Origin of the sequence: Neomesorhizobium albiziae (assembly GCF_900114255.1) — a bacterium.
Taxonomy (GTDB): Bacteria; Pseudomonadota; Alphaproteobacteria; order Rhizobiales; family Rhizobiaceae; genus Neomesorhizobium; species Neomesorhizobium albiziae.
In genome coordinates, this window is record NZ_FOSL01000004.1 from 107444 (window position 1) to 122862 (window position 15419).

At 63.4% G+C, this 15419-nt stretch carries 14 protein-coding genes; 3 read left to right on the forward strand and 11 right to left on the reverse strand.

Annotation, left to right across the window (positions count from 1 at the left end):
• The first annotated feature begins 14 nt into the window (after positions 1 to 14).
• Positions 15 to 488 (forward strand): hypothetical protein, encoded by a 474-nt coding sequence (locus F3H98_RS31035; protein ID WP_188130374.1) that lies wholly within the window; start codon positions 15 to 17, stop codon positions 486 to 488.
• Between the two features lie 77 nt (positions 489 to 565).
• Here F3H98_RS31035 and lpdA read toward each other — a convergent pair whose 3' ends face one another.
• The 11 genes from lpdA to F3H98_RS09010 all read right to left on the reverse strand — a co-directional run bounded on the left by lpdA (position 566) and on the right by F3H98_RS09010 (position 14136).
• Entirely contained in the window at positions 566 to 1972 is a 1407-nt protein-coding gene (gene lpdA / locus F3H98_RS08955; protein ID WP_149759796.1) for a dihydrolipoyl dehydrogenase, read from the reverse strand.
• A gap of 25 nt (positions 1973 to 1997) precedes the next feature.
• Positions 1998 to 2753 carry an SDR family oxidoreductase gene (locus F3H98_RS08960; protein WP_149759797.1) on the reverse strand — a complete coding sequence of 252 codons (756 nt, stop codon included), beginning with the start codon at positions 2751 to 2753 and terminating at the stop codon, positions 1998 to 2000.
• Entirely contained in the window at positions 2750 to 3265 is a 516-nt protein-coding gene (locus F3H98_RS08965; RefSeq protein WP_149759798.1) for a hypothetical protein, read from the reverse strand. Before F3H98_RS08965 ends, F3H98_RS08960 begins: the two co-directional genes overlap by 4 nt.
• Before the next feature lie 75 nt (positions 3266 to 3340).
• Entirely contained in the window at positions 3341 to 3751 is a 411-nt protein-coding gene (locus F3H98_RS08970; protein ID WP_149759799.1) for an MAPEG family protein, read from the reverse strand.
• Between the two features lie 186 nt (positions 3752 to 3937).
• Positions 3938 to 5224, reverse strand: a complete 1287-nt coding sequence (odhB, locus tag F3H98_RS08980) for a 2-oxoglutarate dehydrogenase complex dihydrolipoyllysine-residue succinyltransferase (protein WP_149759801.1) — start codon at positions 5222 to 5224, stop codon at positions 3938 to 3940.
• A gap of 36 nt (positions 5225 to 5260) precedes the next feature.
• Complete coding sequence (locus tag F3H98_RS08985; RefSeq protein WP_149759802.1) at positions 5261 to 8248, reverse strand: 2-oxoglutarate dehydrogenase E1 component; 2988 nt, start codon at positions 8246 to 8248, stop codon at positions 5261 to 5263.
• A gap of 120 nt (positions 8249 to 8368) precedes the next feature.
• Positions 8369 to 9274 (reverse strand): succinate--CoA ligase subunit alpha, encoded by a 906-nt coding sequence (sucD, locus tag F3H98_RS08990; RefSeq protein ID WP_149759803.1) that lies wholly within the window; start codon positions 9272 to 9274, stop codon positions 8369 to 8371.
• Between the two features lie 8 nt (positions 9275 to 9282).
• On the reverse strand, positions 9283 to 9654 hold the full coding sequence (locus F3H98_RS08995; protein ID WP_149759804.1) for a cupin domain-containing protein: 372 nt from the start codon (positions 9652 to 9654) through the stop codon (positions 9283 to 9285).
• A 4-nt stretch (positions 9655 to 9658) separates the two neighbouring features.
• Positions 9659 to 10852, reverse strand: a complete 1194-nt coding sequence (gene sucC / locus F3H98_RS09000; protein ID WP_149759805.1) for an ADP-forming succinate--CoA ligase subunit beta — start codon at positions 10850 to 10852, stop codon at positions 9659 to 9661.
• 14 nt (positions 10853 to 10866) lie between these two features.
• A complete protein-coding gene (gene mdh / locus F3H98_RS09005; RefSeq protein ID WP_149759806.1) occupies positions 10867 to 11835 on the reverse strand; it encodes a malate dehydrogenase in 969 nt (322 codons plus the stop codon).
• A 1266-nt stretch (positions 11836 to 13101) separates the two neighbouring features.
• A complete protein-coding gene (locus F3H98_RS09010; RefSeq protein WP_149759807.1) occupies positions 13102 to 14136 on the reverse strand; it encodes an aspartate-semialdehyde dehydrogenase in 1035 nt (344 codons plus the stop codon).
• 361 nt (positions 14137 to 14497) lie between these two features.
• Between F3H98_RS09010 and F3H98_RS09015 the strand changes: the two genes are divergently transcribed.
• Together F3H98_RS09015 and F3H98_RS09020 are read left to right on the forward strand one after the other, a co-directional pair.
• A complete protein-coding gene (locus F3H98_RS09015) occupies positions 14498 to 14890 on the forward strand; it encodes a DUF6152 family protein (RefSeq protein WP_188130375.1) in 393 nt (130 codons plus the stop codon).
• Positions 14891 to 14908: 18 nt separating this feature from the next.
• Positions 14909 to 15361, forward strand: coding sequence for a hypothetical protein (locus tag F3H98_RS09020; RefSeq protein ID WP_149759809.1), 453 nt, complete (start codon positions 14909 to 14911; stop codon positions 15359 to 15361).
• The last annotated feature ends 58 nt before the right edge of the window (positions 15362 to 15419 follow it).

Here is a 15419-nt window from a genome sequence, read left to right on the forward strand (position 1 = left end):
ACGGAGAAACCGTAATGGCCAGTCCTGCCCGCAATACGGATCCGCGCGATCCGCTCGACCCGATCCAGCCGGCGAACGCCGATCCGTTGAACCCGAATCCGTATCCCTCGGCGGCTGATCCCCGCAGCGACACCCGCACCATCATGCAGCAGTCTTCCGGCGGCAGCACCGGCATCCTGATCGCCGCTGTCGTGGCGGTTCTCGCTGTCGTCGCTTACTTCATGTTCGCCGGCGGCACGCCGACGACCACCGACCAAGCCGCGCCGCCTCCGGCAACAACGGAATCCGCTCCGGCGACGCCACCAGCCGCGACGCCGCCCGCCGACACCACGGCGCCCGCGCCTGATGCGACTGCGCCTGCAGCACCGGCACCTGACGCCACCGCGCCTGCCGAACCGGCACCGGCTCCGGCTGAGCCCGCACCGTCAGATGCTGCCCCTGCCCCGGCAGAGCCTGCTCCGGCGCCTGCAACGCCTCCGGCACAGTAAGTTCGAGAGTAAGCGTACCTCGTAAAAGAACGGCCCGCTTTGGCGGGCCGTTCGCATTTCAGCACCAAGTTCGGCGATTAGATATGGATCGGCTTGTAGAAGGTCGCCAGCGCTGCCTCCTTCATGGCCTCCGACATGGTCGGATGCGCATGGCACGTGCGGGCGAGGTCCTCCGACGAGCCGCCAAACTCCATCAGCACGGCGATCTCATGGATCATCTCTCCGGCGCCGAAGCCGACGATATGCCCGCCCAGCACCCGGTCGGTCGCCTTGTCGGCGAGAATCTTCACGAAACCATCGGTGTGGTTCATCGCACGGGCGCGGCCATTCGCGGTGAACGGGAACTTGCCTGCCTTGTATTCGATGCCGGCCTTCTTGAGCTCCTCTTCGGTCTTGCCGACCGAAGCCACTTCGGGGCTGGTATAGACGACGCTCGGAATGACGTCGTAGTTCACATGGCCCGCTTGTCCCGCGATGATCTCCGCCACCGCGACGCCTTCGTCCTCGGCTTTGTGGGCGAGCATCGGCCCGGCGATCACGTCGCCGATCGCAAATATGCCGGCGACGTTGGTCTTCAGGTGGGCATCGGTCTTCACCCGGCCGCGCTCGTCGAGCGCGACGCCGGCCTCGGCGAGGCCGAGGCCTTCCGTGTAGGGTTTGCGGCCGGTTGCCACCAGCACCACATCGGCTTCGATCGTCTCGGCGGCGCCGCCCGCGACGGGCTCGAACGTCACGGTCGCGCCCTTCTTCGCCTTCTCGACGCCGGTCACCTTGGCGCCGAGCTTGAACGCGATGTCCTGCTTGGCGAGCATCCGCTGGAACTGTTTCGCCACTTCGCCATCCATGCCGCCGAGGATGGTGTCGAGATATTCGACCACGGTAACCTTGGCGCCGAGCCGCGCCCACACCGAGCCGAGCTCCAGCCCGATGACGCCGCCGCCGACCACCACCATGGTGCCCGGCACCTTGTCGAAATCGAGCGCACCGGTCGACGACACGATCACCTTCTCGTCGAATGCAACCTCGACGCCTGGAATGCCGGCGACATCGGAGCCGGTGGCGATCACGATGTTCTTGGTTTCGACCTCCTGCACGGAGCCGTCTGCGGCGGTGACCGCGACCTTGCCGGCGCCAAGCACCTTGCCGGTGCCGCGCAGCACGTCGATCTTGTTCTTCTTCATCAGGAAATCGAGGCCCTTGGTGTTCTGCTCCACCGTCTGGGTCTTGTGCGTAAGCATCTGCTTGAGGTTGAGCTTCGGCTTGCCGACCTCCACACCCAGCGCCTCGAAGGAATGGCCGGCTTCCGCGAAAATCTCGGAAGCATGCAGCAGCGCCTTGGAGGGAATGCAGCCGATATTGACGCAGGTGCCGCCATGCGTCGGGCGTTTCTCGACCACTGCGGTCTTCAGCCCAAGCTGTGCCGCCTTGATGGCGCATACATAGCCGCCAGGGCCGGTACCGATGACAATGACGTCGTAAGCCATAAAATCAAGTCCTTCTATCTGGCGGTCAGCGGCCGCCGCTCACATTCAAAAGCGCGCCCGTTATATAGGTTGCCTCGTTCGACAAAAGCCAAAGGATCGCTCTCGCGACCTCGTCGGCGGTTCCCTCGCGTTTCATCGGCACCACATCGCGCATTGCCGCGGCACGACCCGGCTGGCCTCCGGACGCGTGGATCTCGGTGTCGATGATGCCGGGCCTTACCGCGTTCACACGGATGCCCTCGGTGGCGACCTCTTTTGACAGCCCCACGGTAAACGTGTCGATCGCGCCCTTCGAGGCGGCGTAGTCGACATATTCGCCCGGCCCGCCCAGCAGGGCCGCGACGGAGGAGACATTGACGATGGCGCCGCCCTGGCCGCCATGCCTGGTCGACATCCGTTTGATCGCCTCGCGGGCGCACAGGAAGGAGCCGATCACGTTGATGCGCATCATGCGCTCCAGCCGCGCCAGGTCCATTTCGTCGACGCGCTGCTTGCGGTCGACCACGCCGGCATTGTTGACCAATGCGTCGAGCCGCCCGAACCGGCGGTCGACCGCCTCGAACATCGCCAGTACGTCGGCCTCGCTGCCGACATCGCCCTTGAACGCAACTGCCTCGCCGCCGCCGGCTTCGATCGCCCGCACCAGCGCTTCGGCAGAGGCTTCGTTGGCGGCATAGTTGACCGCGACACGGTAGCCGGCGCCGGCAGCGAACCTGCAGACTGCCGCGCCGATGCCGCGCCCGCCGCCGGTCACCAGAACGGTTTTTGCGCCGCCGCTCACTCCTGGCATCCCTTCATCTCGAACACGTCCCACGGCGTCTTCGCCAGGCCTTCTGGGCCAAAAGCAGTTGCGGCGCTTAGCGATGGGCCAAGGTCCGGGAAAATCAGCTTCGACGGCGCAGCAGACCCTTCGGCCGGCAGCAATGCGATATTGCCCTGATGGTCCGACGTGTAGATGACGCCCTGCCACACCGTGCAGACCGCCAGTTCCTCGCCCGTCACGTCGCCCTCCGGGCATTTGTGCATCAACAGGCCGTTCGGGCGCCCCGCATCCTCACCCCACATCACGATGCCGTCGAGCACGACATCCTTCTCCAGGATCATGCGAAACGTGTTGGTGGTCGCCGCCGACTTTTCGGTCGGCATGAAGTTGATCTCGGCAACCTTGTCGCGGTCGCCATAGACGGAAAGTTCGATGGGACAGGCGGCGAGCGCCATGGAGGTCACGACAAGACCGGCGATCAGTGCAACGACCCCCGCAATCGATTTCCCCCTGCGGGCAGCATCCGTCATTTCGGACCCCTTACCGTGGACCGAAACGTCCGCCGGGGGATGATCGCCGGCCCGCCGGTCTGGCATGACGCATTGTCATGCCGCCGACATCAGCCGAACGAGCATCAGCACCAGACCGACGATCGAGACTAGCCAGATCAGCGTCCGCACCACCGGCGTTCCAGCCGCGTAGAAGACGACGTAAACGACGCGCGCGATGAGCCACAGCACCGCCCCGGTGGCAGCAATGCCGCCGGTTTTTCCGGTAACGACCAGCGCCAGCACCAGTGCGACGAACCCCGGATAGGTTTCAAGCAGGTTGTGCAGCGCCCGCAACAGCCGTCCTGCAACGACGTTGCGCGAGACGCGCCCCTCGTCGCGCGGGCTGAACAGGTACTTCGGCCCCAGATCGTATGTGGCGAATGCCTGTGCCAGAACTTGCACGATCAGGAGCACGATGCTCCAGCCCAGAACCCAGATTTCCGTGGATGCGGCAGCAGCTTCCATATCGGCCTCCCAGCCCCCGGCGATCCGGAATGGGCCGCCTTTTTAGTGTCTGAATCAAAAAGCGGCAGGTCGAGGCGAAAATGGCGATTTCGAGAACCGGCGCGCAGCGTACGTTCAGCTACGTGAGCACCGGAAGCGGAGAAATCGCCATTTGCAGCCCGGCATGACGACTTTTGGATCAGACACTTAGAGATCAAGCACCAAACGCTCCGGATCTTCAAGGCTCTCCTTGACCCGCACGAGGAAGGTCACCGCCTCCTTGCCGTCGACGATGCGGTGGTCGTAGCTCAGCGCCAGGTACATCATCGGGCGGATGACGATCTGGCCGCCGACCACCACCGGCCGCTCCTGGATCTTGTGCATGCCGAGGATGCCCGACTGCGGCGCGTTGAGGATCGGCGTCGACATCAGCGAACCGTAAACGCCGCCGTTCGAAATGGTGAAGGTGCCGCCCTGCATGTCGGCAACGGTCAGCTTGCCGTCACGCGCCGCCAGCCCCAGCCGACCGATCTCCTTCTCTATCTCGGCGATCGACATCGAATCCGCATCGCGCACCACAGGCACGACGAGGCCCTTCTCGGTGCCGACGGCGACGCCGATATGGGCGAAGTTCTTGTAGATGATGTCGGTGCCGTCGATCTCGGCATTGACGGCCGGTATCTCCTTCAGCGCGTGCGTCACCGCCTTGGTGAAGAAGCCCATGAAGCCGAGTTTGACGCCATGCTTCTTCTCGAACACGTCCTTGTACTTGTTGCGCAGGTCCATCACCGCCTTCATGTCCACCTCGTTGAAGGTGGTCAGCATGGCGGCGGTCGACTGCGCTTCCTTCAGGCGCCGCGCGATGGTCTGGCGCAGCTTGGTCATGCGCACGCGCTCTTCGCGCGGTGCGTCGTCGGCGGACGAAGGCGCGCGCGCGACAACCGGCGCGGCTTTCGGCGCTTCCGCCGGCTGCGAGGGAACGCCCCTGGCGATTGCCTCCAGCACGTCCCCCTTGAGCACCTGGCCGCGCTTGCCGGAACCGGCAACCTGATCGGCCGAAAGGTTGCTTTCCTCCAGCAGCTTCGAGGCGGCCGGCGCCGGCGGCATATCGGTCTTGCCGGCGGGCTTCCTTTCCTCGATGGGCGATTCGCCGGCGATCTTCGCCGTCTTTTCGGCGGCTTCCTTCACCGTTTCGGCGCCGGAATTGCCGGCGGCCTGCGCAACCGCGTCCGGCTTGGCGGCGGCTGCCGCGCCACCGGCTGCGCCGATGACGCCAAGCAGCGCACCGAGGCCGACGGTCTCGCCTTCCTTGGCGGCGATCTCCGACAGTGTGCCGGCCGCCGGTGCGGGCACTTCCACCGTCACCTTGTCGGTTTCGAGTTCCACCAGCGGCTCGTCGGCGGCAATCGCGTCGCCGACCTTCTTGAACCACTTGCCGATGGTTGCCTCGGAGACCGATTCGCCGAGGGTGGGGACGCGGATTTCGGTAGCCATGGGTCTTTTGTCCGTTTCTTGCTGTGTACGGTTAGATCATTCGCCGAGCGCGTCGTCGAGCAATGCCTGCAGCTGGGCGAGGTGCTTCGACATCAGGCCGGTTGCCGGCGAGGCGGCCGCCGGCCGGCCCGTGTAGCGAACACGCTGATGCTTGGCATCGATGTGGGCGAGCACCCATTCCAGATACGGATCGATGAAGGACCAGGCGCCCATGTTCTTGGGCTCCTCCTGGCACCACACCATCTCGGCGCCCCTGAACCGCGACAGTTCGGTGATCAGCGCCTTGGCCGGGAATGGATAAAGCTGTTCGACGCGCAGCAGGTAGATGTCGTTGATGCCGCGCTTTTCGCGCTCCTCGTAGAGGTCGTAATAGACCTTGCCCGAGCACAGCACGACGCGGCGGATCTTCGAATCCTTCACCAGCTTGATCGGCTGGTCCTTGAGCATCTGCGCATCGTCCCACAAAAGCCGGTGGAACGAGCTCTCGCCCGAGATTTCGGCGATGGTCGAGACCGCCCGCTTGTGGCGCAGCAGCGACTTCGGCGTCATCAGGATCAGCGGCTTGCGGAAATCGCGCTTCAGCTGCCGGCGTAGCGTGTGGAAATAGTTGGCCGGCGTGGTCGGGTAGACCACCTGCATGTTGTCTTCGGCGCACAGCTGCAGGAAACGCTCCAGCCGGGCCGACGAATGCTCCGGACCCTGCCCTTCGTAACCATGCGGCAACAGGCAGACGAGGCCCGACATTCTGAGCCACTTGCGCTCGCCCGACGAGATGAACTGGTCGAACACCACCTGCGCGCCGTTAGCGAAATCGCCGAACTGGGCTTCCCACAAGGTCAGCGCATTCGGCTCGGCCAGCGAATAGCCGTACTCGAAGCCGAGCACCGCCTCTTCCGAGAGCATCGAGTTGATGACCTCGTAGTTGGCCTGCGCGGCCGACAGGTTGTTGAGCGGGATATAGCGCCGCTCGTCGCGCTGGTCGTAGAGCACCGAGTGGCGCTGCGAGAAGGTGCCGCGCTCGGAATCCTGGCCGGAAAGCCGGATCGGATTGCCGTCGAGCAGGATCGAGCCGAAGGCCAGCGCTTCGCCGGTCGACCAGTCGATGCCTTCGCCCGATTCGATCATCTTGCGCCGCGTCTCGAGGAAGCGGCCGATCGTCTTGTGGGCCTCGAAATCGGCGGGAACCTCGGTCAGCTTCTTGCCGATTTCCTTCAGCGTCTTCACCGGCACGGCGGTCTTGCCGCGCCGCTGTTCGTCCTGGTTATCGGCGGTGCGCAGACCCGACCACGCGCCATCCAGCCAGTCGGCTTTGTTGGGCTTGTACTGCTGGCCGACTTCCCATTCCGATTCGAGATGGGCGCGCCAGTCGGCCTTCATCTTCTCGTATTCGCCTTCCGACAGCAGGCCGGCCGAGATCAGCTTGTCGGCATAGATCTGCGCCGTCGACCGCTGGGTGCGGATCTTGCGGTACATGATCGGCTGGGTGAATGCCGGCTCGTCGCCTTCATTGTGGCCGAAGCGGCGGTAGCAGAACATGTCGACGACCACCGGCTTGTGGAACGTCATGCGGAATTCCGTCGCCACCTTGGCGGCGTAGACAACCGCTTCCGGATCGTCGCCGTTGACGTGGAAGATCGGCGCTTCGATCATCTTGGCCACATCCGACGGATAGGGCGAAGAGCGCGAGAAACGCGGATTGGTGGTGAAGCCGATCTGGTTGTTGATGATGAAGTGCAGCGTGCCGGCGACGCGGTGGCCGCGCAGGCCCGACAGGCCGAGGATTTCGGCGATCACGCCCTGGCCGGCGAAAGCCGCATCGCCGTGAAGCAGCAGCGGCAGCACCTTGGCGCGTTCCTCCAGCGGCACGATTTCGCCGCGCGTTCGGCCGGCGAACTGGTCCTGCTTGGCGCGTGCCTTGCCCATCACCACGGGGTCGACGATTTCCAGGTGGGAGGGATTGGCGGTCAGCGACAAGTGCACCTTGTTGCCGTCGAACTCGCGGTCCGACGAAGCGCCGAGATGGTATTTCACGTCGCCGGAACCTTCCACGTCGTCGGGTGCGTATGAACCGCCCTTGAACTCGTGGAAGATGGCCCGGTGCGGCTTGGCCATCACCTGGCTGAGCACGTTGAGCCGGCCGCGGTGGGCCATGCCGAGCACTATTTCCTTCATGCCCAGGGCGCCGCCGCGCTTGATGATCTGCTCGAGCGCCGGGATCAGCGATTCGCCGCCGTCGAGGCCGAAGCGCTTGGTGCCCTTGTACTTGACGTCGATGAACTGCTCGAAACCTTCGGCCTCGACCAGCTTCTGCAGGATCGCCTTCTGGCCCTCGGCGGTGAAGGCGACGCGCTTGTCCTGTCCTTCGATGCGTTCCTGTATCCACGCCTTCTCCCTGGGGTCGGAGATGTGCATGAACTCGACGCCGAGCGTCGAGCAGTAGGTCCGCTTGAGGATTTCCAGCATATCGCGGATGGTGGCGTATTCGAGCCCCAGCACCTTGTCGATGAAGATGCGGCGGTCATAGTCGGCCTCGGTGAAGCCGTAGGCTTCCGGAGACAGTTCCTTGTAGTCCTCGAGCGGCTTGGCGAGCCCCAGCGGATCGAGGTCGGCATGCAGGTGGCCGCGCATGCGGTAGGCGCGGATCATCATGATGGCGCGCACCGAATCGCGCGTCGCGCGCAGCACATCGGCATCGGATATGGCGGCGGCGCCGTTGGTCGCCTTCTCCTTGATCCTCTTCTCGATGTGTTTCTCGACGGTGCCCCAGTCGCCATCCAGCGCCGAGACCAGTTCGCCATTGGCGGCCACCGGCCAGTTCGGCTTCGTCCAGGACGCGCCTTCGGCGTTTTTCTTCACGTCGCCGGCATCATCCTGCAGCGCGCCGAAGAAATCCTGCCACTCCGCCGCGACCGAGGATGCGTCCTCCTTGTAGCGGGCGTAGAGGTCCTCGATGTAGTCGGCATTGCCGCCATAGAGGAAAGAGGTGAGGGAAAACTGGTCGTTGGCCTGATCTTGTCGTGCCATTTTTGTCCTGCGGAGCAAGCGCTCCGTCTCCTTTGTCAGGGTGAATGGTAAAATAGCGAATGATGAATGGTGATTTCCGGATGACCAGACTTCCATTCACCATTCACTGTTCACCATTCACTATCCCTTGATCGCCTCGACCAAGGTCGTGCCGAGGCGCGCCGGTGACGGCGACACCCGGATGCCCGCGGCTTCCATCGCCGCAATCTTGTCTTCTGCGCCGCCCTTGCCGCCTGAAATTACCGCGCCCGCATGGCCCATGGTGCGGCCGGCGGGTGCTGTGCGCCCGGCGATGAAGCCGGCCATCGGCTTCTTGCGGCCACGCTTGGCTTCGTCCTTGAGGAACTGTGCTGCGTCTTCCTCGGCCGAACCGCCGATCTCGCCGATCATGATGATCGACTTGGTCTCGTCGTCGGCCAGGAACATCTCCAGCACGTCGATGAATTCGGTGCCCTTGACCGGGTCACCGCCGATGCCGACCGCGGTGGTCTGGCCGAGCCCTGCATTGGTGGTCTGGAACACCGCCTCATAGGTAAGCGTTCCCGAGCGCGAAACAACGCCCACCGAACCCTTGCGGAAGATGTTGCCCGGCATGATGCCGATCTTGCATTCGTCGGGCGTCAGCACTCCCGGGCAGTTCGGCCCGATCAGCCGCGACTTCGACTTGTCGAGCCGCGCCTTGACCTTGACCATGTCCATCACCGGGATGCCTTCCGTGATGCAGACGATCAGCGGGATTTCGGCTTCGATGGCTTCCAGGATGGCTTCGGCGGCACCTGCCGGCGGCACATAGACGACCGAGGCGTTGGCGCCGGTCTTTTCCTTGCCTTCTGCGACCGAGGCGAAGATCGGCAGCTGTGCGCCGCTCTCGACCGAGCCCCACGTCTCGCCGCCCTTTTTCGGATGGATGCCGCCCACCATCTTGGTGCCGTGGTAGGCCAGCGCCTGCTCGGTGTGGAAAGTGCCGGTCTTGCCGGTCAGGCCCTGCACGAGAACCTTGGTGTTCTTGTCGACGAGAATGGACATGGAGGCTCCTAAAGCCGCTTCAAATCGGTGACGGTGAGATCGCTTGTTGCATTGCCGGTGTTGAGCGTGGTCGACGGTTCGAACATCAGCACCACCGGCTCCGGGGTCAGCGACCGTGGCCGGTGCTCGACGCCACGCGGCACGACGATGAAATCGCCTTCGCCGAGCTCGACCGGTCCGTCGCGAAAATCGATGGCGATACGCCCGCGCAGGACGAGAAAGGCCTCGTCCTCGTTTTCATGCGCATGCCAGTCGAAGACTTCGCCAAACTTGGCGACCTTCGCCTGGGAATTGTTCACGTCGCCGGCAATATGCGGATCGAAGACCTTTTCGATCTTGCGGTCCGCCGCCTCGACGAGATTTATCTTGCGCGGGGGCATCGGCTCAGCCCTTTACCGCCTTGACGATCTTCTTGGCCGCGTCGTCGAGATCGTCGGCCGAAATCACGTTCAGGCCGCTCTCGTTGATGATTTTCTTGCCGAGCTCGACATTGGTGCCTTCGAGGCGCACCACCAGCGGCACCTTCAGCCCGACTTCCTTGACCGCCGCGATCACGCCTTCGGCGATGACGTCGCAGCGCATGATGCCGCCAAAAATGTTGACCAGGATGCCCTTCACCGCCGGATCGGCTGTGATGATCTTGAATGCCGCGGTGACCTTTTCCTTGGAAGCGCCGCCGCCGACATCGAGGAAGTTCGCCGGCTCGGCGCCGTAGAGCTTGATGATGTCCATGGTGGCCATGGCAAGGCCGGCGCCGTTGACCATGCAGCCGATATTGCCGTCGAGCGCGACATAGGCGAGGTCGTATTTCGACGCCTCGATCTCCTTTTCGTCTTCCTCCGAAAGGTCGCGCAGCTCGGCGAGCTCCGGATGGCGGAATTCGGCGTTGCCGTCGAACGACACCTTGGCGTCCAGGACCCGGATGCGGCCGTTCTTCATGACGATCAGCGGGTTGACCTCGAGCAGGCTCATGTCCTTCTCGACGAACGCCTTGTAGAGCGTCGGGAATATCGTCCTGGCGTCTTCGGCGGCGGCCCCGTCGAGCTTCAGCGCCTTGCTGAGCGCCGCCACGTCCTTGTCGGTCACGCCGGTTTGCGGGTCGATCGCAACGGTGATGATCTTTTCCGGCGTGTCGTGGGCGACCGCCTCGATGTCCATGCCGCCCTCGGTCGAAACCACGAAGGCGACGCGGCCGACCGTGCGGTCGACCAGGATCGACAGATAGAGCTCGCGCTCGATGTCGGCGCCGTCCTCGATGTAGAGGCGGTTGACCTGCTTGCCGGCCGGGCCGGTCTGCTTGGTCACCAGCGTGTTGCCGAACATCTCGTTGACGTTGGCGACGACGTCGGCCACCGACTTCGCCAGCCGCACGCCGCCCTTGGCGTCGGGGCCGAGTTCCTTGAACTTGCCCTTGCCGCGTCCGCCGGCATGGATCTGGCTTTTCACCACATAGAGTGGACCCGGCAGGCTCTTCGCCGCTGCCTCGGCATCGCTTGCCTTGAGGATGGCGACGCCGTCGGCGACCGGCAGGCCATAGGACTTCAGCAGCTGCTTGCCCTGGTACTCATGAATGTTCATGGCGGCGGTTTTCCTTACTTCGAGGCAAGATTCGGAGCGATCTGGACGCAGGCCTCGCACAGGCCCTGCACCGCCGCGACCGACTTCTCGAACATCTTCTGCTCGGCCTTGTTGAAGTCGATTTCGATGACGCGCTCGACGCCGCCGGCGCCGATCACCACCGGCACGCCGACATACATGTTCTTGACGCCGTACTGGCCGGCGAGGTGCGCCGCACAGGGCAGCACGCGCTTCTTGTCCTTGAGGTAGCTCTCGGCCATCGCGACCGCCGATGCGGCCGGTGCGTAGTAGGCCGAGCCGGTCTTGAGCAGGCCGACAATCTCGCCGCCGCCCTTGCGGGTGCGCTCGACGATCGCCTCGAGCTTCTCGTTGGAGGTCCAGCCCATCTTGACGAGGTCGGGCAGCGGAATGCCGGCAACGGTGGAGTAGCGCACCAGCGGCACCATGTCGTCGCCATGGCCGCCAAGCGTCATGGCGCTGACATCCTCGACCGACACCTTGAATTCCTCGGCGAGGAAATAGCGGAAACGGGCAGAGTCGAGCACGCCGGCCATGCCCACGACATGACTCTTCGGCAGGCCCGAGAATTTCTGCAGTGCCCACACCATGGCGTCGAGCGGATTGGTGATGCAGATGACGAAGGCGTTCGGTGCGTATTTCTTGATGCCGGCGCCGACCTGCTCCATTACCTTGAGGTTGATGCCGATGAGATCGTCGCGGCTCATGCCCGGCTTGCGCGGCACGCCCGCAGTCACGATGCAGACATCCGCGCCCTCTATCGCCGCATAATCGTTGGCGCCGGTATAGCGCGCATCGAAGCCGTCGACCGGCGAGGACTGGGCGATGTCCAGCCCTTTGCCCTGCGGAATGCCTTCGGCGATGTCGAACATCACGACGTCGCCGAGTTCCTTCAGGCCGATCAGGTGGGCGAGGGTGCCGCCGATCATGCCGGAGCCGATGAGGGCGATCTTGCTGCGTGCCATGTTGGATGTTTTCCCTTTTATCTGTGACCGGGCGAAGACGTTGCCGGAGGAGAATGTTTAGGCCAGAATGAAACAGGGATGCGGCCAGAATTTCGCCGCTCAATTAGGCCGATACGGAGAAAAATTCAAACGATAATTTCCGCATGAACCATTTCAATCGGTTAGAGCATTTTGAATTTACGTAAACGTCAAAGTTTTGCGATCAGCTGGCTGTGTTTCCGCTTGGGCGGCCGATCTCGCGCTTGCGATGGTGAGGCTGGACCAGGGGTGCCGGACGGAATGCCTGGTTTGCGTGGGGCCTTGTGAGAGAACGCGATTTCAGCATCGCCGTTCCGGTCCGTCACTCCCGTCGCGAACATAACGGCATGCGGGAACGGTGCAGAACGTGCGCCTCTCCTTCCCCCTTGTGGGAGAAGGTGGCCGAGCCCCGAGCTTTGCGAGGGTGAGGTCGGATGAGGGGTGCTTGGCGAAGCGCGACGCAGCAGGCTGGAAACACTCCTCATCCGCCTTCGCTGCGCACAGGCACCTTCTCCCACAAGGGAGAAGGCCGGTTTCCCCGCATTGTCAGCATCTGTCAGCAGTCTTTGTCTGCCTTTTATCCACACCCCTTTGCCGCTCCCGCATAATGGCTGCATCGCCCTCACGGGAACCTGGTGCGCACCGGGTATCAGGGAGGGTGACGGTGCACGATCGGCAGCGCTGACGGTGGCGCTGCTGGGGCGAGGATGCCCCGAGGTCCGAGCCTGACCGAGGCTAGTTCGTGGGCCTGAGAACCCGCGCTCCCTGCGGTAGGGCAAGAACACCGGCGGGGCGCTGGGAGACCGGGCCTCGTATAAATTTGAAACGGCACGGTCCCAGGCGCCGCTTCCCACCTTTCTTCCACTCAATGGCCAGACGGATTTTTCCGGGCGTGGCGACGGAGAAGTCTGTTCATGGAAAGCTCAGCGGAGTTGGAACGTCACGGCATGAATCCTCGGGTCAAGCCCGAGGATGACGAACGCTCCAACGTTCATGGCAAATCACCAACGCCTGCGATTGGCGGCGACCTCCCTCCCCTCGTCATCCACGGGCGGAGCAGGCCGAAGGCCGTTGCGCAGACCCGAGGATCCATGCCGTGAGGTTTGTGCCAAGTGAGAACGGTGCAGAACTTCCCCGCAAGCGGGGCGAAGGAGGCTGGCCGCAACGTCGACGCCCCCACTCCCCGTCATTAACGGGGAGTGGGTTGGGGTGAGGGGCAATTTGTCGGAGAGCGCCGATCCGCCCGGATCAGGCCGCCTTCTTCTTCGGCTGGATCAATCCGCGCTCGACCAGCAGTTCGGCGATCTGCACTGCGTTCAGGGCCGCGCCCTTGCGCAGATTGTCGGAGACGATCCACATGGAAAGGCCGTTGTCGACGGTGGAGTCCTCGCGGATGCGCGAGATGTAGGTGGCGTCCTCGCCGGCCGATTCCACCGGCGTGATGTAGCCGCCGTCCTCGCGCTTGTCGATCACCTGGCAGCCCGGCGCCTCGCGCAGGATCTCGCGCGCCTCGTCGGCGGTGATCGGCTTCTCGAACTCGACGTTGACGGCTTCGGAGTGGCCGATAAACACCGGCACCCGCACGCAGGTGGCGGTCAGCTTGATCTTGGGATCGAGCATCTTCTTGGTCTCGGCGACCATCTTCCACTCTTCCTTGGTGAAGCCGTCGTCGAGGAACACGTCGATATGCGGAATGACGTTGAAGGCGATGCGCTTGGTGAACTTCTTGTTCTCCACCTGGTCGGCGACAAACACCGCGCGCGTCTGCGTGAACAGTTCGTCCATGCCTTCTTTGCCGGCGCCCGACACCGACTGGTAGGTGGCGACCACCACCCGCTTGATGGTGGCGGCGTCATGCAACGGCTTCAGCGCCACGACCATCTGCGCGGTCGAGCAATTCGGGTTGGCGATGATGTTCTTCCTGGCGAAGCCGGAAATCGCATCGGGGTTCACTTCCGGAACGATCAGCGGCACGTCCTGGTCGTAGCGGAAGGCGCTCGAATTATCGATGACGACACAGCCCTGCTTGCCGATCTTCGGCGACCATTCCTTGGAGACATTGCCGCCCGCCGACATGATGCAGATGTCGGTGTCGGAAAAATCATAGGTGTCGAGCGCCTTAACCTTCAGCGTACGATCGCCGAAGGACACTTCCGTGCCCTGGCTGCGGCGCGAGGCCAGCGCCACGATCTCGTCGATCGGGAAACCGCGTTCTTCCAGAATGTTGAGCATTTCCCGGCCCACATTGCCCGTGGCGCCGACGACTGCAACCTTGAAACCCATCGAAAATCTCCTGTCCCTCTCCGCTTGGCTGTTTGGAGAAAACCCGCTGGTTGCGGGCTTCGCCCCCGGGCCGGACCCGGGAGAGGGTGGTTAGGCCAAGGGAGATCAGACCGTTTTGGTGGTCGTTTTGGCCATGGTTTTGGTGAAACGGATGGGCGCGCGGCGACGCCCGGCTACGTGGCCGGGAAAGTCGAATGCGAAAAGCGCCATCAACAGGCCGCGCATGCAAAGCTCCGTTTTCAGGACGGGCTTTTACGCGGTTTCGCCAAAGAGTCAATCGCGCGCCGACGCCGATCAGCAGCTTGTGACTTGACCGCAGGGGCTGCCGTCCTACGCTTCGATGCAGAGACAGGAGTGCATGATGAGCTGGACAAACGGTTACGGACTGCGCGGCGGCGCAGCAATTCTCGGTCTCATCGCCTTGGCGTCGGCACCGGCTTTTGCCCACCATGGCTGGTCATGGACCGAGGACGGGTTCTTCGAACTCAAGGGCGTGATTGCCGAAATCTATATCGGCAACCCGCACGCCACCCTCGATGTCGATGCGGAGGGCGAGATCTGGCGTGTCGAACTGGCGCCGCCCTCCAGGACCATCGCTGCCGGCTTCACCGAGGCGGTGGCGAAGAAGGGCGACGAGGTGACCGCCATCGGCAACCGCTCGAAGGACGAGACGGAAAAACGGATGAAAGCGGTTCGCATCATCGTCGGCGGCAAGACCTACGACGTTTATCCCGACCGCGTCCCTTCGAACTAGCCGAAGCCCGGACTGCACATGGAGTTCCTCGAGGCGCTCGAACAGTCTGGTTTGGCGCGGTCGCTCAAGGCTTCCTTCGTCATTTATCCGGTCGTCAACGCCTTGCACGTCCTGTCGATCGGCATGGTGCTGACCAGCGTCATGCTGATCGATTTTCGCATGCTGGGCGGCTTCCAGGCGATCGATCGCCAGTCTTTCATTGCGCTGTTGCGCCGCGTCGCATTGACCGGTTTCTGCGGCGCGCTGCTCACCGGCTTTGCCATGTTCTCCATCCGCGCGACCGAATACGCGGCGATGCCGGTTTTCCTCGCCAAGATGGGCCTGATCGTGCTGGCGGCGCTGAATTTCCTGGTTTTTGTCAGCCTGCAGGAGGGCGTGTCCAGCCCGAACCTCCTCCGCGCCAGCGCCGCCCTGTCGCTCGTTCTTTGGCTCGGTGTTCTGTTGTGCGGCCGCTTCATAGGGTTCCTTTGATCCCTCAGCCTACTTGCCGTTTCCCTGTCGGCAGCCGGATTGACATCGTTTCCGCCGC